At 65.3% G+C, this 22,606-nt stretch carries 24 protein-coding genes; 16 read left to right on the top strand and 8 right to left on the bottom strand.

Annotated features, from left to right (window positions below; genetic code table 11):
- Positions 1-153 precede the first annotated feature (153 nt).
- From E3N85_RS02595 to E3N85_RS02580, 4 genes are all read left to right on the top strand, one after another.
- Positions 154-1,173, top strand: coding sequence for a tripartite tricarboxylate transporter substrate binding protein (locus E3N85_RS02595; protein ID WP_134459081.1), 1,020 nt, complete (start codon positions 154-156; stop codon positions 1,171-1,173).
- 2 nt (positions 1,174-1,175) lie between these two features.
- The gene (locus E3N85_RS02590; protein WP_134459079.1) at positions 1,176-1,703 is read left to right on the top strand and encodes a tripartite tricarboxylate transporter TctB family protein; all 528 of its coding nucleotides are present in this window, start codon (positions 1,176-1,178) and stop codon (positions 1,701-1,703) included.
- On the top strand, positions 1,704-3,362 hold the full coding sequence (locus tag E3N85_RS02585; RefSeq protein WP_134459077.1) for a tripartite tricarboxylate transporter permease: 1,659 nt from the start codon (positions 1,704-1,706) through the stop codon (positions 3,360-3,362).
- A gap of 195 nt (positions 3,363-3,557) precedes the next feature.
- Positions 3,558-4,601 (top strand): aromatic acid exporter family protein, encoded by a 1,044-nt coding sequence (locus E3N85_RS02580; RefSeq protein WP_134459075.1) that lies wholly within the window; start codon positions 3,558-3,560, stop codon positions 4,599-4,601.
- Between the two features lie 25 nt (positions 4,602-4,626).
- On the opposite strand, the gene E3N85_RS02575 is transcribed toward E3N85_RS02580, so the two are convergent.
- The gene (locus E3N85_RS02575; protein WP_134459073.1) at positions 4,627-5,391 is read right to left on the bottom strand and encodes an amino acid ABC transporter ATP-binding protein; all 765 of its coding nucleotides are present in this window, start codon (positions 5,389-5,391) and stop codon (positions 4,627-4,629) included.
- Positions 5,388-6,860: an amino acid ABC transporter substrate-binding protein/permease gene (locus tag E3N85_RS02570; protein WP_241978281.1), complete on the bottom strand. Its 1,473-nt coding sequence runs from the start codon at positions 6,858-6,860 to the stop codon at positions 5,388-5,390. Before E3N85_RS02570 ends, E3N85_RS02575 begins: the two co-directional genes overlap by 4 nt.
- A gap of 98 nt (positions 6,861-6,958) precedes the next feature.
- On the opposite strand from E3N85_RS02570, the gene E3N85_RS17015 reads away from it, so the two are divergent.
- The 3 genes from E3N85_RS17015 (at position 6,959) to E3N85_RS02560 (ending at position 8,959) form a co-directional block, all read left to right on the top strand.
- A complete protein-coding gene (locus E3N85_RS17015) occupies positions 6,959-7,378 on the top strand; it encodes a LysR family transcriptional regulator (protein WP_304990918.1) in 420 nt (139 codons plus the stop codon).
- Between the two features lie 23 nt (positions 7,379-7,401).
- Positions 7,402-7,740 carry a LysR substrate-binding domain-containing protein gene (locus tag E3N85_RS17010; protein ID WP_304990917.1) on the top strand — a complete coding sequence of 113 codons (339 nt, stop codon included), beginning with the start codon at positions 7,402-7,404 and terminating at the stop codon, positions 7,738-7,740.
- Positions 7,741-7,903: 163 nt separating this feature from the next.
- Complete coding sequence (locus E3N85_RS02560) at positions 7,904-8,959, top strand: FUSC family protein (RefSeq protein WP_134459071.1); 1,056 nt, start codon at positions 7,904-7,906, stop codon at positions 8,957-8,959.
- 46 nt (positions 8,960-9,005) lie between these two features.
- Here the strand turns inward: E3N85_RS02560 and hxlA are convergent, their stop codons facing one another.
- From hxlA to E3N85_RS02545, 3 genes are all read right to left on the bottom strand, one after another.
- The gene (gene hxlA / locus E3N85_RS02555; protein WP_134459069.1) at positions 9,006-9,629 is read right to left on the bottom strand and encodes a 3-hexulose-6-phosphate synthase; all 624 of its coding nucleotides are present in this window, start codon (positions 9,627-9,629) and stop codon (positions 9,006-9,008) included.
- Between the two features lie 36 nt (positions 9,630-9,665).
- A complete protein-coding gene (locus tag E3N85_RS17075) occupies positions 9,666-9,974 on the bottom strand; it encodes a hypothetical protein (RefSeq protein WP_370289006.1) in 309 nt (102 codons plus the stop codon).
- Between the two features lie 441 nt (positions 9,975-10,415).
- The gene (locus tag E3N85_RS02545; protein ID WP_134459067.1) at positions 10,416-11,450 is read right to left on the bottom strand and encodes a nitronate monooxygenase family protein; all 1,035 of its coding nucleotides are present in this window, start codon (positions 11,448-11,450) and stop codon (positions 10,416-10,418) included.
- 158 nt (positions 11,451-11,608) lie between these two features.
- Between E3N85_RS02545 and E3N85_RS02540 the strand changes: the two genes are divergently transcribed.
- The gene (locus E3N85_RS02540) at positions 11,609-11,899 is read left to right on the top strand and encodes a DUF4287 domain-containing protein (RefSeq protein ID WP_134459065.1); all 291 of its coding nucleotides are present in this window, start codon (positions 11,609-11,611) and stop codon (positions 11,897-11,899) included.
- A gap of 235 nt (positions 11,900-12,134) precedes the next feature.
- Here E3N85_RS02540 and E3N85_RS02535 read toward each other — a convergent pair whose 3' ends face one another.
- The gene (locus tag E3N85_RS02535; protein ID WP_134459063.1) at positions 12,135-12,695 is read right to left on the bottom strand and encodes a YceI family protein; all 561 of its coding nucleotides are present in this window, start codon (positions 12,693-12,695) and stop codon (positions 12,135-12,137) included.
- Positions 12,696-12,888: 193 nt separating this feature from the next.
- On the opposite strand from E3N85_RS02535, the gene E3N85_RS02530 reads away from it, so the two are divergent.
- The 8 genes from E3N85_RS02530 to E3N85_RS17070 all read left to right on the top strand — a co-directional run bounded on the left by E3N85_RS02530 (position 12,889) and on the right by E3N85_RS17070 (position 21,217).
- A complete protein-coding gene (locus E3N85_RS02530; RefSeq protein WP_241978264.1) occupies positions 12,889-13,758 on the top strand; it encodes an oxygenase MpaB family protein in 870 nt (289 codons plus the stop codon).
- A 7-nt stretch (positions 13,759-13,765) separates the two neighbouring features.
- Complete coding sequence (locus tag E3N85_RS02525) at positions 13,766-14,254, top strand: Lrp/AsnC family transcriptional regulator (RefSeq protein ID WP_134459061.1); 489 nt, start codon at positions 13,766-13,768, stop codon at positions 14,252-14,254.
- Positions 14,255-14,364: 110 nt separating this feature from the next.
- On the top strand, positions 14,365-15,519 hold the full coding sequence (locus tag E3N85_RS02520) for a thiamine pyrophosphate-dependent dehydrogenase E1 component subunit alpha (RefSeq protein ID WP_134459059.1): 1,155 nt from the start codon (positions 14,365-14,367) through the stop codon (positions 15,517-15,519).
- A complete protein-coding gene (locus tag E3N85_RS02515) occupies positions 15,516-16,535 on the top strand; it encodes an alpha-ketoacid dehydrogenase subunit beta (RefSeq protein WP_134459057.1) in 1,020 nt (339 codons plus the stop codon). The genes E3N85_RS02520 and E3N85_RS02515 overlap by 4 nt, the downstream gene beginning before the upstream one ends.
- On the top strand, positions 16,535-17,932 hold the full coding sequence (locus E3N85_RS02510; protein WP_134459055.1) for a dihydrolipoamide acetyltransferase family protein: 1,398 nt from the start codon (positions 16,535-16,537) through the stop codon (positions 17,930-17,932). Before E3N85_RS02515 ends, E3N85_RS02510 begins: the two co-directional genes overlap by 1 nt.
- Before the next feature lie 166 nt (positions 17,933-18,098).
- Positions 18,099-19,493, top strand: coding sequence for a DUF2079 domain-containing protein (locus E3N85_RS02505; protein ID WP_134459053.1), 1,395 nt, complete (start codon positions 18,099-18,101; stop codon positions 19,491-19,493).
- A gap of 553 nt (positions 19,494-20,046) precedes the next feature.
- Positions 20,047-20,724 carry a DUF222 domain-containing protein gene (locus tag E3N85_RS02500; protein WP_166783833.1) on the top strand — a complete coding sequence of 226 codons (678 nt, stop codon included), beginning with the start codon at positions 20,047-20,049 and terminating at the stop codon, positions 20,722-20,724.
- Positions 20,725-20,824: 100 nt separating this feature from the next.
- Entirely contained in the window at positions 20,825-21,217 is a 393-nt protein-coding gene (locus E3N85_RS17070; protein ID WP_134459426.1) for an HNH endonuclease signature motif containing protein, read from the top strand.
- 87 nt (positions 21,218-21,304) lie between these two features.
- On the opposite strand, the gene E3N85_RS02490 is transcribed toward E3N85_RS17070, so the two are convergent.
- Complete coding sequence (locus tag E3N85_RS02490; protein ID WP_134459049.1) at positions 21,305-22,051, bottom strand: enoyl-CoA hydratase/isomerase family protein; 747 nt, start codon at positions 22,049-22,051, stop codon at positions 21,305-21,307.
- Positions 22,048-22,575: a hypothetical protein gene (locus E3N85_RS02485; protein WP_134459047.1), complete on the bottom strand. Its 528-nt coding sequence runs from the start codon at positions 22,573-22,575 to the stop codon at positions 22,048-22,050. Before E3N85_RS02485 ends, E3N85_RS02490 begins: the two co-directional genes overlap by 4 nt.
- Positions 22,576-22,606: the final 31 nt, after the last annotated feature.

The raw sequence follows: 22,606 nt of genomic DNA, 5'->3' as shown, positions 1-22,606 counted from the left end.
GTGAAGCCAAACCGAAATTGTTCGAATCACCCTGCACGCAACCGCAAGCTACACAACGTTCATTAAGGCCACAAGTTGTGTCTCGCCCGGCCCACCCGGCAGGCTGAGCTCGGCCAGCAAAGACGCTCGCCAAAAATCGAAGAGGATTTGAGCATGCCAATCACAGCACGCACCACGCGTTCGCGCCGCACCGCGGGGACCGTCGTTCTCGCCGGTGCCGTCGCACTCGCCCTCAGCGCCTGCGGGGTCACCAGCGCCAAGAACACCGAGGCCACCGATAGCGGTCCCATCCAAAACCTGCAGGTCATGATTCCCAACGCCCCCGGCAGCGGCTACGACGTCACCGGCCGCGCTGCGGTCAAGGTGATGGATGACCTGAAATTGGCCAGCGGAACCGAGGTCACCAACCTGGCCGGCGCCGGAGGCACCGTGGGCCTGGCCCGCACCCTGACCGAAACCGGCAACGCCAACTTCATGCTCATGATGGGGCTCGGCGTCGTCGGCGCCGCGTACACCAACGAGGGCGATGCCAAGGTTGCCGACGCGACCCCGATCGCCGGCCTCATCGAGGAAGCCGGCGCGATCTTCGTCGCCGCGGACTCCCCCTACAAAACGATTGATGATCTTGTCACGGCGTGGAAGGCCGACCCATCCACCTTCGCCGTCGGCGGCGGCTCGTCGCCGGGCGGCCCTGACCACTTGCTACCGATGCAGCTCGCGGATGCCGTCGGCATCGACCCCAGTGCCGTCAACTATGTCGCCTACGATGGCGGCGGCGAATTGCTGCCGGCCATTCTCGGCGGCAAGCTGCAGTTCGGGGCCTCCGGTTATGGAGAGTTCCTCGAACAGGTGAAGTCGGGCGGCCTGCGCGTGCTCGCCGTCACGAGCGAGGAGCGCGTTCCGGTCATCGAGGCCCCCACGCTGACCGAGGAAGGTATCGACCTGGTCTTCACCAACTGGCGCGGCCTGCTCGCCGCACCAGGCCTGACGGATGCCGAAATCGCTCGCCTCGTCGATGCCGTAACGGAGATGCACGACAGCCCGGAGTGGAAGCAAGTCCTGACGGAGAACAGCTGGACCGACGCCTTCATGACCGGCGACGACTTCAGCACCTTCCTCACCGAGCAGGACGCCCGCGTCGCCGACGTGCTGAAAACCCTGGGTCTGGTCTAACCATGACCGTCCCCAGCACAGCAGCAGCTCACGGGCTGCGCGCCCGACTCCAGGGTCGCTCCGAGCTCGGCGTCGCCGCCCTGCTCGCGGTGATCGCGATCGTGATCGCGGTCGATACCGCGAACATCCGTCATACCGCCATCAATGCCGGCGTGATGGGACCGCGGGTCGTTCCCACGATCATCGCGATCGGCCTGGGCCTGTGTGCCATCGCCCTGGCGATCTCTGTGCTGCGGGGCGGCCACGCCGATGCCGAGGACGGCGAGGACATCGACCTTTCTCAGAAGGCCCACTGGCCGACCGTCTTCGGCCTCGGCGGACTGATTCTCGTCTTCGCCCTGTCGATGGACTTACTCGGATTCGTGATCGGCAGTGCGCTGCTGTTCTACGGATCCGCCCTCCTGCTCGGCTCCCGCCGCTTCGTCTGGGCGCTCGTGATCGGCATTCTTCTCGCCGTTGGCACGTTCTACGGCTTCGTATTAGGCCTCGGCATCAACCTGCCGGCCGGCCTGTTGACGGGAATTCTCTAAATGGACAACCTCGCCCTGCTGATGGAGGGGTTCAGCAACGCGTTGACCCTGCAGAACCTTCTGTTCGCCCTCATCGGTGTGCTGCTCGGCACCGCCGTCGGCGTGTTGCCCGGCATCGGACCGGCCATGACCGTGGCCCTGCTGCTGCCACTCACCTACGCGCTTGATGTGACCGGATCGCTGATCATGTTCGCCGGCATCTACTACGGCGGCATGTACGGCGGGTCGACGACGTCGATTCTGCTCAACACCCCCGGTGAATCTTCCTCGGTCGTCACAGCGCTCGAGGGTAACAAAATGGCCAAGGCCGGCCGCGGCGCCCAAGCGCTCGCAACGGCGGCGATCGGCTCCTTCGTTGCCGGAACCCTGGCCACGGGTGCCCTCGTCTTCGTCGCCCCGTTCGTGGTGGCGATCGCTATCGGGCTCGGGGCCCCCTCGTACTTCGCCATGATGGTTTTCGCTTTCATCGCGGTGAGCACCGTGCTCGGCTCGAGCCGCATTCGCGGGCTCGCCTCGCTGTTCATCGGCCTCACCATCGGCTTGGTCGGCCTCGACGGCACGACCGGGCAGCCACGACTGACGTTCGGGCAGCCGCTGCTCTCCGGCGGCATCGACGTCGTCGTCATCGCCGTCGCCCTGTTCGCGGTCGGTGAAGCGCTGTGGATTGCTGCGCACCTGCGGCACGGTACCCCCGCGACCATCCCGGTGGGTGTGCCCTGGATGCGCAAGGACGACTGGAAGCGCTCCTGGAAGCCGTGGCTGCGCGGCACGGTCATCGGCTTTCCATTCGGGGCCATCCCGGCCGGCGGCGCCGAGATCCCGACCTTTCTCTCCTATGTGACGGAAAAGAAGCTGTCCAAGCATCCCGAGCAGTTTGGGCACGGCGCCATCGAGGGCGTAGCCGGGCCGGAAGCAGCCAACAACGCCTCGGCCGCCGGAACGCTCGTGCCGCTGCTCACCCTCGGTCTTCCCACCACGGCGACAGCCGCCGTGATGATCCTCGCGTTTAACCAGTACGGCATCCACCCCGGTCCGCTACTGTTCCAGACCGAACCTGTTCTGGTGTGGACCCTGATCGCGAGCCTGTTCATCGGCAACACGCTGCTGCTCGCGCTCAACCTGCCTCTCGCACCGCTCTGGGCGAAGCTGCTGCGCATTCCACGCCCCTACCTCTACGCGGGGATTCTGTTCTTCGCAACCCTCGGCGCCTACGCGGCGGGAATGCAAACCTTCAACATCGGCATTCTGCTCCTGCTCGGCGCCCTGGGCTACATGGCCAGGCGCTTCGGTTTTCCGGTGCTGCCGATCATCGTCGGCGCCATCCTCGGCCCGGAGATGGAACGCCAGCTGCGCCGCGCACTGCAGATCAGCGCTGGCGACCCCGCTGCGCTCCTGAGCGAACCGGTTGCCGTCGTGGTCTACATCGTGATCGTGCTGTTCCTGATCGGCCCGCCGCTGGTCAAGGCCCTGCGCCGTCGCTTCGGACGCGGCGGACCTACCGACGGCCCCCTGGCAGGCGGCGGCACGGATGACACCGATGGCTACGCCAGCGACGCAGAGTCCACCGTGCAGTTCGATGCCTTCGGAACCCAGACGTCGGACGGAAGCGCCCGGGTGATTCGAGTGGTTCGACCCAGCGCCGGGCGGCGCGGAAGGTAGTGCATCGATCGGGTTAGCTACGTCCGAGGACCCGGCCACGGCCGCCGCTCGGACTCGGGCCGCGAAAACGCAGCGGGGCTCCGGCCGGGCCGTGCAGGACTAGGCCCGGTTTCTCGGCGTGCCAATTCGGCAGACCGTGAAAGCGGATGCGCCGGCATCCGCTTGACTTACCCGGCCCGGGGTTACCCTTGACCAGTGAAACTAACCTCGGCCCTGCGCATCTCCAAACGACTCCCGCTGCTGCAGGTCGTCAAGGTGGCCGTCGCCGTTGCCCTGGCCTGGGTCGCCTCCCAGCTGCTGTTACCGAGCGACCTGCCGATCTTTGCTGCGATCGCTGCCCTGCTCGTGGTGCAGCCGAGCGTCAACCAGACCCTCGGGCGAGCGATCGAACGCACCGCGGGCGTCATCGGCGGTGTCATCATCGCTTCAACGATCGGTTTCTTCCTCGGCGAGTCCAGCTGGGTCGTGCTCGGCACGATTATGGTCAGCCTGCTCGTTGCCTGGGCACTGCGCCTGTCCCCGTCCTCGGCGAGCCAGATTCCCATCAGCGCCATGCTCGTACTCGCCCTCGGCGCCACGACACCCGGGTACGCCCTCGATCGAATCTTCGAGACGTTCATCGGCGCAGGAATCGCCCTCGTCATCAATGCCCTCATCGTTCCCCCGGTACTGATTGCGCCCGCCCGCGACGCCGTGGGCCTACTGGCTCGTGAACTGGCCGATACCTTCGACCGCATCGCCCGGGCGCTGCGCACCCCACAGAACCCGATCGACCTGATGGAGTTGATGATCAAGGCCCGGCTGCTGCGCCCCATGCTCGCGTCGGCGGAGAAGGCCATCGCGCAGGCAGAGGAGAGCCTCATGCTCAACCCGCGCAAGGCCAAGCTGCGAAAGGCCCTCGACGCCGACCACGACATGATCGAACGACTGCCGACTCTGGTGACTCGCGCAATCGGCATGACTCGTGCACTGCACGACCACTATGACCCATCCCTGCAGTTCGAACCAACCGTTCAGGCCTTCTCACGGGAGCTGGCGCGGGCCGCTCACGACCTGGAGCTCCTCGCCCGCGCGGAGGGTGACCTGGGGGCGTTTCCGGAGCCGCCCGCACCCGAAATGCCCGCTCTGACCGCGCCGCTGCGCATCGTGACGCCGCACCCGGACCACTGGATTCTGATCGGCTCACTCATGGAAGACCTGCGCCGGGTGCGCGAGGAGATCGTCGGCGACCGCGCCTGAGCTTGACCGCCCGTGTCGGTCGCGTTTAGAGCACTTTCGAGAGGAAATCCTGGGTGCGTTCCTGTTGCGGGTTGCCGAACAGCGCGGCCGGGGTGCCCTCTTCAACGATGACGCCGTCGGCCATGAAGATGACCCGATCGGCGACCTCGCGGGCGAAACCCATCTCGTGGGTGACCACGACCATGGTCATGCCCTCGGCCGCGAGATCACGGATGACCTGCAGCACTTCCCCGACCATCTCCGGGTCGAGGGCGCTCGTGGCCTCGTCGAAGAGCATGATGTCAGGGTTCACAGCGAGGGACCGGGCAATGGCGACGCGCTGTTTCTGGCCGCCGGAGAGCTGGGCAGGGCGGGCATCGGCTTTCTCGGCGAGGCCCACCCGGTCGAGCAGTTTAAGAGCACTGGCGCGGGCAGTTGCTGTGGATTGCTTCTTCAGCTCGACCGGGGCCAGCATGATGTTCTGCAGCACCGTCATGTGCGGGAACAGGTTGAAGTGCTGAAAAACCATGCCGATGTGCTGGCGCACCTCGTTGAGGTCGACCGCTTTGTCGCTGAGGTTGAATCCGTCGACGATGACCGTGCCAGCGCTAAGCTCGTCGAGTTTGTTCAGGCAGCGGAGAAACGTGGATTTGCCCGAACCGGACGGACCGATGACACAGACGACCTCGCCCTCGCTGATCTCGACGTCCAGGCCCTTGAGCACCTCGTTGGAGCCAAACGACTTGCGCAGTCCCCTGACGCTGACTTTACTGCCGGCGGGAATTTTGCTGCCGGCGCTGTTCTTGCTCATTTGTTGAACCTCTTGTCGAGCTTGTTGGAGAGCATGGTGAGCAAATTGATGACGATGAAGTACAGCGCGGCCACGATCAGCAGGGTCTCACCGGTGCGAAAGTTCGCGGCGTAAATCTGCTGGCCCTGGTAGGTGAGCTCGGCGAAGCCGATCACCGCCAGGAGAGAGGTGTCCTTCAGCGTCATCACGAACTGGTTGATGAATGACGGTGTCATGATCTTCACGGCCTGCGGCAGCACGACGCGTCGCATCGTCGTGACGTAGCCGAGGCCGAGGCTGCGGCCAGCCTCGGTCTGGCCCGGGTCGACCGACTGGATACCGCCGCGCACGATCTCGGTCATGTAGGCACCGGCATTGAGGCTCAGGGTCAGTACACCGGCGGTGAGTACGTCGATCGGCTGCCCGGTGAGCTGCGGCAGGCCGAAGTAGAAGAAGAATGCTTGCACGAGCAGCGGGGTGCCCCGAAAGATACTCACGTAGATGCTCGCCAAGCCGCGCAGCACACGACTCTCGGAGACCTTGAAGAACCCGAACAGCACGCCCAAGACGAGGGCGACCAGAATCGACAGTCCGGTCGCGAGCAGGGTCAGGCCGAGGCCCTTCATGAGGGCAGGCAGACTGTCGGACAACAGACCGAAGAAACCGGATGCCGCGACGGGCGCCGGCTGCTCCAGATACTTGTCGAGAATGGACTGGTAATCACCGTTGCTTTTCAGCTCGGCCAGACCGGTGTTGAAGGCAGCAAGCAGCTCGGGGTTCTGGCCCTTGTTGACAGCGAAGCCGTAGGAGCTGCCCTGTTCCTTCTCGGTGACCGACTTGAGCCCGTTGTTCTGGTTGATGCCGTAGGCGAGCACCGGGTAGTCATCGAAGACGGCGGCAGAATTGCCGGCCTTGACGTCGTCGTACATCGTGGCCGAGTCGGCGAGGGCCTTAACGGTGAAGCCGTACTCCTCTTTGATCGAGTTGGCGAAGGTTTCGCCCTCACTGCCCCGCTTAGCGACGACGGTCTCGCCGGCCAGGTCGGTGTAGCCGGTGATTTCGGTGTTGGTGTCGGCGACAGCCATCTGCACGCCGGAGTCGAAGTACGGGTCGGAGAAGTCGAAAACCAGCTTGCGCTCGTCGGTGATCGACATGCCGGCGATGACGCCGTCGACCTGGTTCGACTGCAAGGCCTGCAGCGCGGCGTCGAAGCCGAGCGATTTGATCTCCACGGTGAAGCCCTGGTTCGCAGCGATGTCACGAATCAAGTCCATGTCGATGCCGGTCAGTTCACCGTCTTTGCGGTACTCGAACGGTGCGAAGGTAGTGTCGGTGCCGATAACGTAGGTTTCGCCGGTGACCGCTGTCTGGGGCTGGACGTTGCTGTTCGACTGGCTCGCGGTCGCGGCGCTGACGCCGACGAATCCGCCGGCGAGAGCCAGCAGCGCCGTGACGGCAACCGAGAGCTTTCCCGCCCGGGACATATTCATTTTGCGCAAAAGAGAACCATTTCTTGTCGTGCGATCTGCTTGGCCTGGCGACCAGAGAGTTGTTTCGCGCCGATCGACGCTGATCTACCCCAGGGCGGTTGCTGCACACCCTGTCGAAACGAGCCTACCTTGGGGTGCACGCCGCACTGATTACCAAAGTGAAAGGAGAGCCTGTGCGTTTTCGCCAGCTCGAATATTTTGTCGCTGTGGCCCGGGAACGGCACTTCGCTCGTGCGGCCGCCGAGTGTCACGTTTCCCAGCCTGCCCTCTCTGCGGCAATCAACAAATTGGAACGGGAGCTCAATGTTTCTCTGATCAATCGTGGTCATGCCTTTGAGGGGCTGACGCCGGAGGGTGAACGTTTGGTGATTTGGGCCAAACGAATCCTCGCGGAGCATGACGCTTTCAAGGCGGAGGTCCAGGCCGTCCAATCCGGAGTGACCGGCGTGTTACGGCTGGGCGTTGTACCGAGTGCCTCGACTCGCGTCAGGCGTCTGCGCTCCCTCTCGCTGTGTTGACGACGGAAATGCGCAGCAGACAAGTGATCGACGATGCCTTCAGCCAGAACCAGATTCGAATGGAGCCCCAGGTAGAGACGGATTCGATCGCGTCCCTCCACGCACACATGAAGACGGGCCAATGGGCCAGCATCGTGTCACATTCGTGGGTGCAAACCATCACACCGTCATCGCGGACCCGCATTGTGCCACTCGTCGATCCCGTCGCCACCGCGCGCGTCGCTGCGGCAATAAGTCCGGCGTCGCCTGGTTCGGTGACCGCACGGGCATTCGCGGCCGTTGCAGCGCGGCTTTCCCTGGGTGAGCTGTTCGATCGGGGGCTTCCGTCGGTCGCGCCCGAAGCGCGCGACGCCGAGGGCTGATTGATAATGTCTGGTTATCGACTGGTTGAATTCAAGTCTTGGACCGGCCAGGCAAAGCGGTACAGACTGGGGTGAGCGCAGCAGTCGGGCGTGAAACCAGCCAACCGGGTTCTGCTGTCTACGCCGCGCCACCATCGTTCTGTTCGAAAGGCCGTGAGACTCCGTGCGCCCGGTACTGCTCTACGTGCGCGCACTCGTCAGTGTCCCACCCGCGGTCAATGATCACTGGCCGGCGCTCCGCGTCGGTCTGGGTGTCACAGTCCCGGTCCTGGTCCTGCTGATTTTTGGCCACCCCGAGCTGACCATCTATGCCGTTTTTGGTGCGTTCACGGGCATGTACGGCCGTGGTGAAGCCCATCAGCTGCGATTGGTGCACCAGGCCCAGGCCGGGGCAGTACTGCTGACCGGGGTGACTGTCGGTGTGGCACTGTCCATCACCCACATTCAGGCCTGGGGGCTGGTCTCCATCGAGGCGTTCCTGGCCGGACTTGGTTCACTCGTGGCCGACAAAATAAAGCTCAGACCCGCCGAGCCATTCTTCGGCATTTTTGCGCTGGGGGCCTGCGCGTCGATTCCCACGGTCATCCCACTGTGGACTGCCGCGCTGATCTGCGCCGCATCCGCACTCTTTTCCCTGCTGGTCGGGTTCGCTGGCTGGTTCAGAAACCGCACCTGGGATTCCACGGCGAGACGCACTGCCGAACCTCGCTCCGGACCATGGCTCCCCAAGGCAGGCGTGCACGCCACTCGTTATGTCGTCGCGGTTGCAGCCGCCGGTGCTCTCGGCCTCCTACTGGGAATCGGCCACGCCTATTGGGCCATGGCCGCTGCGGCCGTTCCCCTCGCCGGTGCCGATCTTCCCAGCCGGGTGGAGCGAGGCATCCATCGCGTACTCGGGACCTATGCCGGTCTGGGCGTAACGGCTGGTGTCCTGCTGCTGCACCCCGGTACGACCGTGCTGGTTATCCTCGTCATGGTCTTGCAATTCCCGACGGAACTATTCATGGTGCGCCATTACGGTCTCGCCCTCGTTTTTTTCACGCCCGTGATACTGCTGATGACCCAACTCGCCAGCCCGGTCGACCCGATGTCCCTGCTCGCTGACCGCGGTTTGGAGACCCTCATTGGTGCCATGGTCGGGATCACCGTCGTTCTGTTGATCCGCGACCGTCTCCCCGGAGCTGCATCGCACCGGTGGAAAACCCCGCCGTCTGCCTAGTCAGCGCAGCGCGAGCTGCGTTCCGCAAACGGCCCGATGTGGTGGGTCAGCCCATTGCAGTCCGCAGCTCTTTGGCAGCCGCGGCAGGATCCGCGGCACCATAAATGGAACCCCCGGCAACGGCAACCTCCGCGCCAGCCTCGCGCACCCGGCCAATCGTGTCCAAGTTCACACCACCAGCCACGGAAAAAGGCACCCCAGCTTCCGCGCCACCGGTCAACAAAACGCTCAAATCGTACCCTGGCTTGGCCTGCTCATCGAGGCCCGCATGGAACTCCACGAACTTCGCTCGCAGCGCCAAGGCCTCCCTAGCGCGAGTGACCTTGTCGGCAACGCCAATGAGGTCTACGACAATTCCCTTGCCGTGGGCCTGGGCGGCCTTGACGGCGCCCGCGATAGTGGAGTCATCTGCAACACCAAGCACGGGGACGAGATCTGCACCGGCCTGGAAAGCGATGTCTGCCTCGAGCTCACCGGCATCCATGGTTTTCAGATCTGCAAAAACAATCTTGTCCGGGTGAGCTTTCTTCACGGCAGTCACGGCCACCAGCCCGGCATTCTTCACCAACGGGGTGCCGAGTTCGATGATGTCGACGTACGGGGCAACTTTGCCCGCGAGAGCGAGCGCATCCTCGAGGGTGAGCACGTCCAGTGCAACTTGTAGTTTCATGGGATTCTCTCTCTGGTGGTGGTGGTGGTGGTGGAACTACTCGAGGTTGGCGTGCCGCGGCCACAACTCATCGGCTGAACTGCCATGACGATGCCACAGAGTCTGAAATACGACTTCGGTAGTAATCAACAGCGCCTGTTCGAACAGGCTGCCCGCATACTGTTTGGAGAGCACCGCGCGACGATCCGTTTTCTTGGCCGCGGGGATGAGGAAGACACAATCAGCCAGGATAGCCAGGGCTGAAGACTCATCAGTGGTGTACACCGCGACCTTCGCCCCCAGACGCGACGCAGTCTTCGCCGCCCGAACCACGCTCGACGTCGTTCCAGACCCTGAGGCGGCCAGTAACAGATCACCGGACTGGATCGTTGGCGTCGTAGATTCCCCACTACATGCACGGTCAGCCCCAGGTGCATCAGGCGCATCGCAGCCATCTCCAACACCAATCCGCTCCGCCCGGTACCGATGACAAAGACGCGCTTCGCCTGCTGAATCAACCCGATAAAAGGTTCGGCCCGATTGATGTCATATCTGTCCGTCGTGGCGTCGAGTTCCGCCCGAACGAGAACCAGATTAGCGCTCAGGGCTGTCTGCGCGTGCTCGGCGTGCTCAGTCACGAGCGTCTCCTCTGTTGCCCCACCGGGCCGCCAAACCCACCCCAATTCTTGTTCACTACGGCCATGGCGGCAACACCCAAACACGGCAATCTAGTCTGCAGCCCACGGAAGAACCTGACTCAAACTGGCTGTCGGCGACCGCTGGACGCCCAACTGAGCTGTCGCACGGCTAACGGCGAGCGATCGCCGCTGTTGCCTCGACCCAGAGGGCCTCAAGAACAGACCGGGCTGAACCCGCGGTCGCAGCGCGGTACCCGGTGCCGGCCCAGAGGGCGAGCCCGTCGGCGTCACCCCGGCGGGCAGCATCCGCTCGAAGACCCTTGGTGAGGTGATGCACCTGGGGGTACTCGCTCGGTGCGTTATCGCCGTGGTCGACGATGAAGGCGTTCAGCAGGGCGCGCGCCGGACGGCCCGAGAAAGCGCGGGTGATTACTGTCTCGGTGAATCGCGACTCGACGAGCGCGTCTTTATGGGCCTGGGTCGCGCCCGATTCGTCGGTGCGCAGAAGGGCCGTGCCCAGCTGAACGGCCTCGGCACCGGTCGCGAGCAGCGCGGCGATCTGCTCCCCCGAGTGGATGCCGCCCGCCGCGATCAGGGGCAGTGCCGCCTCCGCACGAATCGCGGTCAAGAGCTCGCCCAATGCCAGGGTGCCTGGTTCGCCCTGCGTCTGGAAGGTCGCCCGGTGTCCGCCGGCTTCCGGACCCTGCACGCAGAGTGCGTCGACTCCACGCTCGACCGCTTGGAGAGCTTCCGTAACCGAGGTGACCGTGGCGATCAGGTACGACCCGGCCGCGTGCATCCGTGTCACCACATCTGCCGGAGGCAGTCCGAAGGTGAAGGAGACCACCGGAACCTGATGCTCGATGACCACGGCCACCTTCTCGGCGAACCAATCGTCGTCCTCGGCGACAATCTCGGAGAACGCAGTTTTGTACTCGTGTGCCAGTGCGTCGCGATAGGCCAAGACGGCGCCCCGATCGGTCAGGGGCGGCTGCGGTACAAACAGGTTCACGCCGAAGGCATTCTCGGTGCGCTGCTGCACGGTAGCGATCTGCTCGGCCAGCGCCTGCGGGGTTTTGTAGCCGCCCGCCAGAAAGCCGAGACTGCCAGCGTCGCTCACGGCGACCACGAGGTTGGGCGTTGAGGCGCCGCCGGCCATGGGGGCCGCGAGAATCGGAATCTCCAGGTCGTTCAGTGTGAACACGGGAATCTCCTCGTTTTGTTAGAGCATTGTTCTAATGACTGGAACGGCGATCTTATGCTCGTTTCGCGCCGGGATTAATGCACGGGCATCATTTCACCCTAGCCCCGCGGTACCGGCTCCCGCATACTGACGAGTGCGCCCCGACGTCAGGAGACCCCATGTCATTTCAGGCTTACCTCACCGCGATCGAAGAGAAAACGGGGTTCACGCCGCGCGCGCTGGTCGCCCTCGCCCACGAACGCGGCCTCGACGCACCAACCACGAAGGCCGGCGCCATCATCGACTGGCTCAAGGCCGACTACGGACTGGGTCGCGGCCACGCCATGGCCCTCGTCTATGTCATCAAGAATGGTGCGACGATCAGCGAGAAGCATGTTGGCACAGATGGCGTACACCGCGACGAGACTGTCGAGTTGTGGCTCGATGGCAAGGACGCCCGCCCGGTCTGAGCCTCGGCAGACGCAGCGCGCAGCAGTTCGCGGCCAGCGCGTGGCTTGCGGGGATGACTTCCGTCTCTGTCACACCCGCCGTACTGCAGTGGGCTGGGCGACCTGGGCGTGCTGGCTCCGCAGCTGCTGGCCGCCGACACTGACGGCGACGTGAGCGGATACCCCTCATCCCGGTCACGGCAGGTCAACGAAAGCAGGGCCCCACCGAGGTGGGGCCCTGCTAGAAAGCTACGGGTTACGCGTTGAGCGCGGCCTGCAGTTCGAGGGTGATGGTGACCTTGTCGCCGAGCAGCATGCCGCCGGTTTCGAGGGCGGCGTTGTAGGTGAGGCCGAAGTCTTCACGGTTAACCTCGGTCTTGGCCGTGGCACCGAACTTGTAGTTTCCGTAGGGGTCTCCACCGAAGCCGCCGAACTCGAGCTCGAAGGTGGCCGGCTTGGTGACGCCCTTGATGGTGATGTCGCCATCGACGAGGTATTCCCCTTTGACTTCGCGCACACCGGTCGACACAAAGTCGATCGTCGGGTACGTCTCGGCGTCGAAGAATTCGCCGGTGCGGAGGTGACCGTCGCGGCTGGGCTCGTTGGTGTTGATGGAGACGACCTTGGCCGAGGCGGTGACGCTCGTCTCGAGCGGGTTTTCGCCGGTCACGAAGGTGGCGTCGAAGTCTTCGAAGGTGCCCTTGACCTTGCTGATGACAATGTGGCGAATGCTGAAGCTCACCGAGCTGTGGGTCTTGTCGATGGTCCAGGATCCGGCCTTGAAGCCGGGGATGCTCGTTACGGTGGTCTCGCTCATAGAATTCTCCTCCAGTGTGTGGGCCCAAGAATTGTCGCCCTCGGATACATGCAAGCGCATAGAAGACGGTCGTATTCCCGAGAAGACAAGAATTCATCTCCTCCTGATCGGACGTTCAGACCGGGCCTGCATGCAGGCCGACCGAATACACTCAGCGTGTCACGGGGTTCTGCGTGTTTATTGGGAGGTAGCTGTGAGCAAACGTCGGTCCCGCACGATGGCCCCGAGCATGACGGGAGTCGCGGGTGAGGGCATCCTGATTGCCGCCGGAGGCCGGGCCATCCTGCTGCAGCTGGCCAATCCGGCCATCGGCCACGGCGTCGCCGAGCACAGTCATTTCGCCGATCGACCGCTCGATCGACTGAACGGCACGCTCAGCTACGTCTACGCCATCGTCTTCGGCGATGCGGAGCTGGCCGCCACCATGGCGGCGCGGGTGAACCACGCGCACGTTCCCGTCCATTCAACCGGCACCTCACCCGGGTACAACGCGTTCACCCCCGAGCTGCAGCTCTGGGTCGCCGCGACGCTGTACGAATCGGCCACCCACCTGCACGGCCTGGTGCACGGCCCGCTCGACGACAAGAGCGCCGACGCGGTGTACCGGGAATACTCCCGCCTCGGCACCGCGCTGCAGGTGCCGCCGGAACTGTGGCCGGCCAACCGCATCGCGTTTCGCCGGTATTGGAACGAGCAACTGCGGCTGCTGAGAACGGATGCCACCACCCGTGCGGTCGCGTTCGAGCTGCTGCATTCGCGCACGGCCCCGCTCTGGTACCGGGCCGCCCTGCCGCTGGCCCGCCTCCTGACCGCCGGACTGCTACCGTCACGGGTTCGGGTGTTGTTCGAACTCCCCTGGTCCAGGCGGCGTCAGAGGCGCTTCGATCGGGTGCTGAGCGGCATCCGCGTGATCTATCCCCGCCTGCCACGGGTGCTGCGCCACCGGCCCAAGAATCATTATCTGCGCGGGCTGCGCAAATCCGCCGGACTCACGGCAGACCCGCGCACGACAGACCCGCGCACCGCGGGACCACACGAATCGGCCACGACGCCGATACTGTGAGAGTCCAATGACGCAACGACAGATCCCCCACCCCGGACTCGACGGCGTTGATCGCCAGATCATCGCCGAGCTCAGCTTCGACGGGCGACTCTCGATGCGCCAACTGGCCCTGCAGGTGCACATATCCCGCACCGCTGCCCATACCCGGGTGCAGAAGCTGATCAGCCACGGCGTGATCACCGGTTTCGGCGCCCAGACCGACCGCAAGGCGCTCGGCCTCAACGTGTCGGCGCTCGTGGTCGTGAAGATCGGCGATGTCGCCTGGGGCGAGATCGCCGCGCAATTGGCCCAACTGCCCTTTGTGGAGAAGGCCCAGGCCGTGAGCGGCGACATCGACATCATCCTCACGGTGAGCGCTCCCGACCACGAACAGCTCAGCCAGGCCATTCTGCGTGATATCCACACCATGCCCGGGGTGATTTCCACCCGATCACATCTCATTCTCGACGAGATCATCGGGCATGCACCCGGCGCAACCCCGGACGCCTGGCACTAATTCACATCTCAGTCGTGCCACGTGGTCGTTGTAGGCGATCTGGTCGGCCAATCGTTCACAACTACGAAAAAGCGCAGCGCACCGCTCGAAAAAGGGCGCACCATTGCCTCATGAGCCTCAATGTCGAGAGCCGGAGCCTGACCACCGTGCCCGCACCCCCACCCCTTCGTTTGATCGACGACACCGGTCACGCGGTCGCCGAAAGTGAGAGCGGCGGATTCACCCTGCCAGCTCTCTCGACGCTGCTCGGCCTCTACCGACAGATGGTCGTGGCCCGCCGGTTCGATGTGCAGGTCACCGCCCTCACCCGGCAGGGTCGCCTCGCCACTTATCCCTCCGCGCTCGGCCAGGAAGCCTGCGAGATCGCAGCCGTCGCCTCGCTCGCCCCGCAGGACTGGCTGTTTCCGACCTACCGCGACAGCATTGCGCTGCTCACCAGGGGGGTCGAGCCGAAAGACATCCTTGCCTCGTTCCGCGGCGACTGGCACAGCGGCTACGACTATCCCAAGCACCGCATCGCCCCGCAGGCTACGCCGCTGGCCACCCAGGCGCTGCACGCCGTCGGCCTCGCCACCGCGTCGAAGCTCAAGCGTGACGACACCGTGGCGCTCACCCTGCTGGGCGACGGCGCCACGAGCGAGGGCGACGCGCACGAGGCATTCAACTTCGCCGCCGTCTGGCAGGCTCCCGTCGTCTTCCTCGTGCAGAACAATCAGTTCGCCATCAGCGTGCCGCTCGACAAGCAGATGGCCTGCCGCACCATCGCGGACAAGGCGATCGGCTACGGCATGCCCGGCTACTACGTCGACGGCAACGACGTCGCCGCCATGTACGCCGTCGTCTCGGCGGCCATGGACCGCGCTCGCAGCGGCGGCGGCCCCACCCTGATCGAGGGCCTCACCTACCGCATCGAGGCACACACCAACTCGGATGACGCCACCCGCTATCGCAAGACCGCCGACGTCGACCTGTGGCGCAGCCGCGACCCGATCGAACGCCTGGAGAAGTACCTCGTTGCGCAGGGCGCCCTCACCGCAGACGTGCGCGCCGACATCGTGGCGGCCGCGGAGCAACTCGCCACGACCACCCGAGACTGTATGGGCGAGCAGGCCGTCATCGATCCGCTGGAACTGTTCGAGCACGTCTATTCCACTCCCCGCGCCGCCCTCGCCGAGCAGCGCGCCGTTCTGGCGGCCGAAATCGACGGCGATGCCGCCGCATCCGCTGCACTGAGCAGCGCCTCGAACGAAGAGAACAGCCGATGAGCCCGCAGCCGACCCTGGACACCGGTACGGCCGTGCGCCCGCCGGAGAACCTCACCATGGCCGCCGCCCTCAACGCGGCCATTCGCGATGCGATGGTCGATGATCCTTCCATCGTGTTGTTCGGCGAAGACGTCGGCCCGCTCGGCGGCGTGTTTCGCGTCACCGACGGGCTCTACGCCGAATTCGGCGAAACCCGGGTGAGCGACTCCCCGCTGGCCGAGGCGGGCATTGTGGGTACCGCGATCGGCATGGCCATGTACGGCCTGCGTCCGGTCGTCGAGATGCAGTTTGACGCATTCAGCTATCCGGCCTTTCAGCAAATCGTGTCGCACGTGGCCAAGATGCGCAACCGCACGCGCGGCAAGATCCCGCTGCCGATCGTCATTCGCATTCCCTACGCCGGCGACATCGGCGGGGTAGAACACCACTCCGATTCCTCCGAGGCCTACTGGACGGCGACGCCCGGACTGACCGTGGTAAGCCCGTCGAACCCGGCCGACGCCTATTCCATGCTGCGCGAGGCCATTGCAAGCGACGACCCGGTGATTTTCATGGAGCCGAAGAGCCGGTACTGGAGCAAGGCCGAGCTGGCCCTGCCGGTGCAGACCGAGCCCCTGAACCGGGCGGTCGTGCTGCGGGAGGGCACCGATGTCACGCTCATCGCCTATGGGCCGACCGTGAAAACGGCGCTCGCCACGGCCGCGCAGGCTGTCGCGGAGGGACTCTCGATCGAGGTCATCGACCTGCGCAGCCTGTCACCGTTCGATGACGAAACGGTGGGGGCATCCGTTCGCAAGACCGGGCGGGCCGCCGTCGTGCACGAAGCAGCGCAGTTCGGCGGCTACGGCGCCGAGGTGGCCGCGCGCCTGACCGAGCGCAACTTCTTCTACCTGGCCGCACCGATTCTGCGCATCACCGGCTTCGACATTCCCTACCCGTCGCCCAAACTCGAGGAGTACTTCTTGCCGACTCCCGATCGCATTCTCTCCGCACTGTCGACCTGGGAGTGGTCCTGATGAGCCGCGAATTTCTGTTGCCCGACCTGGGTGAGGGCCTGACCGAGGCGGAGATTGTGGCCTGGCTGGTCGCTCCCGGCGACACAATTGTCATCGACCAGGCCGTGGTCGAGGTGGAATCGGCCAAGTCGATCGTTGAGCTGCCGTCGCCCTACGGTGGCGTCGTGGCGAGCCTGTTCGGTGAACCCGGGCAGGTCATACACGCCGGGCAGGTTCTGCTGACGGTGGCCGACGCATCGATCGGGGCCGGTGACGTGGTGGGGGTTCCGGCCGTCGCGGCGACCGGCGCACCGTCCGAAGGCTCCGGAGCGGTCCTCGTGGGCTACGGCACCACCGAGAGTACGCGGCCGGCGCGACCGGGAGCCGCCGGTCGTTTCGGCAGCGCCGGCACGCCGAACGTTCCCAGCCCCGTGGCAGCGGATGCCCCGCCTTCGACCGAGGCGCCGGCATCCGCTTCGCCGGTCATTCTCGACCCGGGCCGCCGCTCCCCGGTTGTGTCGCCGATCGTGCGGCGACTCGCCCGCGACAATGGCTTTGACGCGAGCATGCTGGCCGGCAGCGGCGATGCCGGTAGCGGACGCACCGCTCTCGTGCTGCGCAGCGACGTCGAGGGGTACATTCGCGCACAGACCGCGTCGTCGGCGCTGGCCTCCGACGTGGCGATGCCGCTTGCCCACTCGGCACCCACCGCCCGCAACGAGGTGAGCGCCGACATCCGCATTCCCATCTCCGGGCTGCGTAAGGCTGTCTCCCAGCGACTGAGCACGTCGCGGCGGGAAATTCCCGAGGCCACTATCTGGCTTGATGTCGATGCGACCGCCCTCTTCGCGGCCCGCGATCAGCTGCTGCAGGCGAGCGGTGAGCGGTTCAGCGTGACGGCGCTCATCGCGCGCTTCGTCGTGGCCGGTTTGCGCCAATTTCCGGTGCTCAATTCCTCGGTCGATACCGCGAGCCAGGAAATTCTGCAGCACGGCGCGGTGAATCTCGGCATTGCCGCGCAGACCTCGCGCGGGCTGATGGTTCCCGTCATCCACGGCGCGCACGCCATGAGCATGCGGCAATTGCGCGATTCCCTGACGGAGCTCGTGGCGCAGTCCCCGGACGGCACGTTTGCGCCGAGCGCGCTCACCGGCGGAACCTTCACCCTGAACAACTTCGGGTCTCTCGGCGTCGATGGCTCGGCCGCGATCATCAACCACCCGGAGGCGGCGATCCTCGGAATCGGACGCATGATCGAGCGGCCGTGGGTGGTCGACCACGAACTCGCGGTACGCACCGTCGTGGAACTGTCGATGGTGTTCGATCACCGTGTCTGCGATGGCGGAACCGCCGCGGGGTTTCTCACCTTTGTGGCCCGCTGCATCGAAAGCCCGGTGAGCCTGCTGGCCGATCTGTGACACCCACGGAAGAAACACCTTCGCACGGGGAGTCGAAGGCGCCATGAGGATGATCCGGGTGATACCCAGATGTCAGACGGCAGGGACGTGTGACCCGGCCCGATGAGGTCCCGTGTCGCCCAGGAACTCTGCGAGGGCGAATGACCCGGTGCGTTACCGTGGTCGAATGAGGGGAATACGCGCCGGTGACCTCCGGCCCGCGCTACGGCCGCTCCTGCTACCAGCCGGCGTCGGGATCGTGACCACCGCGGTTTACACCGTGTTGTCGGCCCTGCAATGGCGCAGTTTCGCTACACCCTCCTGGGACCTTGGCATCTTCACGCAGCTGGCCCGGCAATACGCCGCGTTCGAGGCTCCGATCGTCACGATCAAGGGCGAGGGTTTCAACCTTCTCGGTGACCACTTTCATCCGCTGTTGGTACTGCTCGGACCGATTTTCGCTCTATTTCCGCACGCCTTCACCCTGTTGGTGGCGCAGAACGCACTGTTCGGGCTCGCCGCTGCAGCCCTGACCGACGGTGCCATTCGGCTGCTCGGGCCCCGAACCGGCACGCTGTTCGGGTTCGCATTTGCGTTCAGCTGGGGTCTGCAGGGTGCGGTGGAGGCGCAGTTCCACGAAATAGCATTTGCCGTACCACTGCTGGCGTTATCGCTGACCGCCTTTCTCCGGCGCAAGTGGGTGCCGTGCCTGCTTTGGGCGATGCCGCTCGTGTTCGTGAAGGAAGACCTCGGACTGACCGTGGCGGCCCTCGGCATCGTGCTGGCCGTGCGCAGCCGTCGACCCCTCGGCATCTGGCTGGCCGTTTGGGGCGTGGGCTGGTTCGCGCTGGCGAGCCTGATCATTCTGCCGCTGCTCAACCCGCACGGGGCCTGGGCCTATTCGAGCAGCATCGACCTGCCCGGCATTCTGGGCGACCCTGCCGCCGCGATTCAGCCGCAGAAGAGCGTGACCCTGGGGCTGCTCCTGCTAGCCTCCGGAGTCATCGCGGTGCGGTCACCGCTCGCGCTCGTACTCCTCCCGACGCTCGCCTGGCGCTTTCTCTCCGACAACACGGGCTACTGGGGTCCCACCTGGCAATACAGCGCCGTGCTCATGCCGATCGCGTTCTGCGCGGCCCTCGACGGCATCACCCTCGTGCGCACGAGTCGGCGGCGCTGGCTGCGCGGCTATGGGAGGCAGGCGGCATCGGTCTCGATTGTTGCTGCGCTGGTGCTCGCCACGACGCTGCCACTGTTCAGATTGACGAATGTCCCGGTCAACTTTTCGACGGATCGCGCCGCTGCCGCGACCGCCGCCCTCCGGGTTGTTCCCGATGGTGTTCGGGTCGAATCAGACATCGGGCTCATGAACTATCTCGTGGAACGAACGGATGTCTATTGGCTCGGCAACAAGAATCCCCGGCTGGACTACCTCGTGATCGACCTTGCAGCCGGCGGCCTGCCTGCTGAATGGACGTCGGCGCAAATCGTGGCCGAGGCCCTGCATCCCGGGGTGACGTTCACGACGATCTATGCCGCCGGCGGTTTCGAGATCGCGCGCTCAGAAAATCGGACTCGCTGACCCGCTGTGATTTTCGGGCGCGGCCCGAACGGCGGTCCCTGGTAGACCAGGGACCCGCTCTCGCTTCGCGAATCGTAGATAACTCTTATAAAATCTTCACTAACTTATGAGATTTTATCGCCTTTGAAGGCTATTTGGGCTATAATTGTGGGTGAAGGAGGCACCGTCGCCATGACCCTCACCGCCCCGCCCGCTGCAGCCGGTTCTGTGCCGGAACCCGAGGTTTCCCGGGTCGCGGCAATTGCCCAGGCTGGTGCGATTCTGGCTGGGGCGTTGGATGGGGTGCGGTTTGGTCACCTCGGCGACACCGAGGCCATCGCGGTAATGGCGGCCCTGGAAGCTCTCGGCCGTAAGGTTGATGGGGCCAGGCTCCGCGCCACCACCGACATTGGTGCGCGTGCCGAGGCCGACCTTGGCACCGGGTCGCTCGCCTACAAGAACGGATGCCGCAACCGGGTCGATTTCATCAGCCACCTCGCCGGCATCTCCGCCCGCGAAGCCAAACGCCGCCTCAAGCTCGGCGAGACCGCCGTGGAACGCACCCCGCTCGGCNGTGGAACGCACCCCGCTCGGCCTGCCCGTGCCGGCCCGCTACCCGGTCATCGCCGCCGGCCTCAAAAGCGGCGACCTCGGCATCGAGTCGGCCGAGATCATCGCCACCACCCTGACCGCGTTACACGGCCGGGTCGGGCAAGACGACCTCGACCGGGTCGAACGCGCCCTCGTCGCCTCGGCGACCGGCGCCATCACCCCAGAGACCGCCGGGCTACCCGGCGCGGGGATCCGCTTCGCGCCCGACCTGCTGCAGGCCCAAGCCCTGGAATGGCAGGGCCGCCTCGATCCCGACGGCACCGCCCCCAACGACGACGCCGTCGAAGCCACAAGCACGCTGACGTTCGGGCTGCTCCGCAATGGGCTCTACCCGCTGCGCGCCGACGTCACCCCCGAACTCCGCGGCATCATGGACACCCTGTTCGACACCTACCTGTCGGCGCGGTCGACGACACCCAGGTTTCTGCCAACCGAACTGCTCGACGGCGAGCCTGGTGCCGGCACCGGCACGGAGCCGGCACTGCGCCGTTCAGTGACGAACCATTCACGGGCGACACCCGGTTCGACGGCGACCGCCGTACCGGCGGGGAGAAACGCGCCGACATCCTCCGCACCATCTTCGAATCTGCCGCCCGCGACCCACACACCCCGACCATGGGCGGCGCCGCGCCGACCGTGATGGTGCACATCAACGCCGCCGACCTCGAACAGGGCCGCGGCGTCGGCTGGATCGACGGCATCGACGCCCCCCTCAGCTTCCGCCGCGTGAGTGAACTCATCTGCGCCGGCGGCTACCAACAAGTACTGCTCGGCCCGAACGGCAACGTCCTCAACCTCGGCGATACACTTCGCTGCTTCACCCCAGGCAACGCGCCGCGATCGCCGCCCGCGATGAGGGCTGTGTCATCCCCGGCTGCACTATCCCGGCCCGCTGGTGCGAAGTGCACCACGTCACACCCTGGCAGCAAAACGGACCGACCAACATCGACAACGGCACCCTTTTATGCTGGTACCACCACCACACCATCGACACCACCGGATGGAAAATCCGCATGGTCCGAGGAAGACCCCAGATACGCGGGCCACTCATCTGGGACCCGACCCAAACCTGGCGACCCGCTCGCACCCACCGCGCCAACACCCCCAGCGCCGAACCACCCTGGCGCACCTGACAGGCGTGTGCTCAAGTGCCGATCTCAATGTTCGGAAGCCAGCGCTTTATCGCGCGGCGCGCTCCCAGCCCGCGGACTTGAGCCGAGTCAGCGCTTGCGACGGGCGAGGAAGGCATCCATTCGGGTGAATTTGGCGTCGGACTCGAACAGGATCGACTGGGCGACGTTGTCGACCAGCGGATGCGACGCGCGCGGCGCATGGAAAACCTCCTTGGCCAGGCGCGTCGCGAGCGGGTCCTGTGCGGCAATGCGGTCGGCCAGCGCGTGTGCGGCGGCCAGCAGGTCGTCGGGGTCGTGCACCGCGGTAACCAGGTGCACGGCCAGGCACTCCGCGGCACTCAGGATGCGCCCGGCCAGGATGATCTCCTTGGCCACTGGCTCCCCGACCAGCTCGGCCAGGCGCCAGAGCGCACCGGCGGCGGGCAGGATGCCGAGCGCTGTCTCTGGATTGCCGAGCCGGGCACTCGTTGACGCGATGCGAAAGTCGGCCGCGTAGGCGAGCTCGGCGCCGCCGCCGAGTGCCCAGCCGTCGATCGCGGCGATGACCGGCATCGGCAGCTTCGCGATGCGGGAGAACAGCCCGGAGTTTATGCCGAGCAGCGCGTCGTCGCGGCGGCGTTCGCGCAGTTGGGCGATGTCGGCGCCCGACGCGAAGACACCGTTCGCGCCGCTGATGATGAGGATGCGCGGCTGCTGCTCGAGCTCGGCGCAGATCGCGTGCAACTCGTCGATCATTCTCTGGTCGATCGCGTTGCGCACGTCGGGCCGGTTGAGCTCGACGTGCACCCGGTCGGCGCGGCGGTCGATTGTCAGGGTGGTCGGCATACTGGTCATTGCGGGACGTCTCCATTGAAGTCTGGGGTCAGATCGGCGCTGAAATTGGCACCGGGGGTAGCAACTGGAAAGACACGTTTGTAGCTGCGACCGTCGGGCAAGGTCACGGTGCGGCTGACCAGGGTGCCGCGGCGCACCTGCAGATAGATGGCCTGGGCGCTGACACCGCGCGCGGCAGCAGCCTCAGCGACGGACAGGCCGGGAAGGTCGGTCGGAACACTGCTCGGCCGCACCGAACGCTTGCGGCCCGCTTCCAGGCGGGCGCTGATCTCGTCGTCGGTGCCACCCCAGCGCCATTTGGCGGCCGGGGCCTTGAGCCCGGTCGCGTCGGCGATCTCATCCCATGATTTCGCGGCCGAGCAGGCGTCGCGAACGGCGACGAGCGTGGCCGGGTCGTGCTCGAGCGCGCTCTGCAGGGCGCGGATGGCGCGCAGCCGTTCTAGGGGCGCGCAGCCGACATCTGCTTGCATCGCGTGCAATCGCTCCAGTGCGGCGGTCGTTGTCGGCGACAGAAACGATCCCATGCGTGGTTCCTCACCCGTCTGCTGCCTGTTC

The organism is Cryobacterium sp. Hz9 (genome assembly GCF_004402825.1).
GTDB lineage: Bacteria > Actinomycetota > Actinomycetes > Actinomycetales > Microbacteriaceae > Cryobacterium > Cryobacterium gelidum.
This window is presented reverse-complemented; position numbering and strand designations above follow the sequence as displayed.

Bases quoted from the DNA above. Each gene is read 5' to 3' on its own strand.
- E3N85_RS02595 (WP_134459081.1), top strand. From the start codon at position 154: ATGCCAATCACAGCACGCACCACGCGTTCGCGCCGCACCGCGGGGACC.
- E3N85_RS02590 (WP_134459079.1), top strand. From the start codon at position 1,176: ATGACCGTCCCCAGCACAGCAGCAGCTCACGGGCTGCGCGCCCGACTC.
- E3N85_RS02585 (WP_134459077.1), top strand. From the start codon at position 1,704: ATGGACAACCTCGCCCTGCTGATGGAGGGGTTCAGCAACGCGTTGACC.
- E3N85_RS02575 (WP_134459073.1), bottom strand. From the start codon at position 5,391: ATGAGCAAGAACAGCGCCGGCAGCAAAATTCCCGCCGGCAGTAAAGTC.
- E3N85_RS02570 (WP_241978281.1), bottom strand. From the start codon at position 6,860: ATGAATATGTCCCGGGCGGGAAAGCTCTCGGTTGCCGTCACGGCGCTG.
- hxlA (WP_134459069.1), bottom strand. From the start codon at position 9,629: ATGAAACTACAAGTTGCACTGGACGTGCTCACCCTCGAGGATGCGCTC.
- E3N85_RS02540 (WP_134459065.1), top strand. From the start codon at position 11,609: ATGTCATTTCAGGCTTACCTCACCGCGATCGAAGAGAAAACGGGGTTC.
- E3N85_RS02535 (WP_134459063.1), bottom strand. From the start codon at position 12,695: ATGAGCGAGACCACCGTAACGAGCATCCCCGGCTTCAAGGCCGGATCC.
- E3N85_RS02525 (WP_134459061.1), top strand. From the start codon at position 13,766: ATGACGCAACGACAGATCCCCCACCCCGGACTCGACGGCGTTGATCGC.
- E3N85_RS02520 (WP_134459059.1), top strand. From the start codon at position 14,365: ATGAGCCTCAATGTCGAGAGCCGGAGCCTGACCACCGTGCCCGCACCC.
- E3N85_RS02515 (WP_134459057.1), top strand. From the start codon at position 15,516: ATGAGCCCGCAGCCGACCCTGGACACCGGTACGGCCGTGCGCCCGCCG.
- E3N85_RS02510 (WP_134459055.1), top strand. From the start codon at position 16,535: ATGAGCCGCGAATTTCTGTTGCCCGACCTGGGTGAGGGCCTGACCGAG.
- E3N85_RS02505 (WP_134459053.1), top strand. From the start codon at position 18,099: ATGAGGGGAATACGCGCCGGTGACCTCCGGCCCGCGCTACGGCCGCTC.
- E3N85_RS02490 (WP_134459049.1), bottom strand. From the start codon at position 22,051: ATGACCAGTATGCCGACCACCCTGACAATCGACCGCCGCGCCGACCGG.
- E3N85_RS02485 (WP_134459047.1), bottom strand. From the start codon at position 22,575: ATGGGATCGTTTCTGTCGCCGACAACGACCGCCGCACTGGAGCGATTG.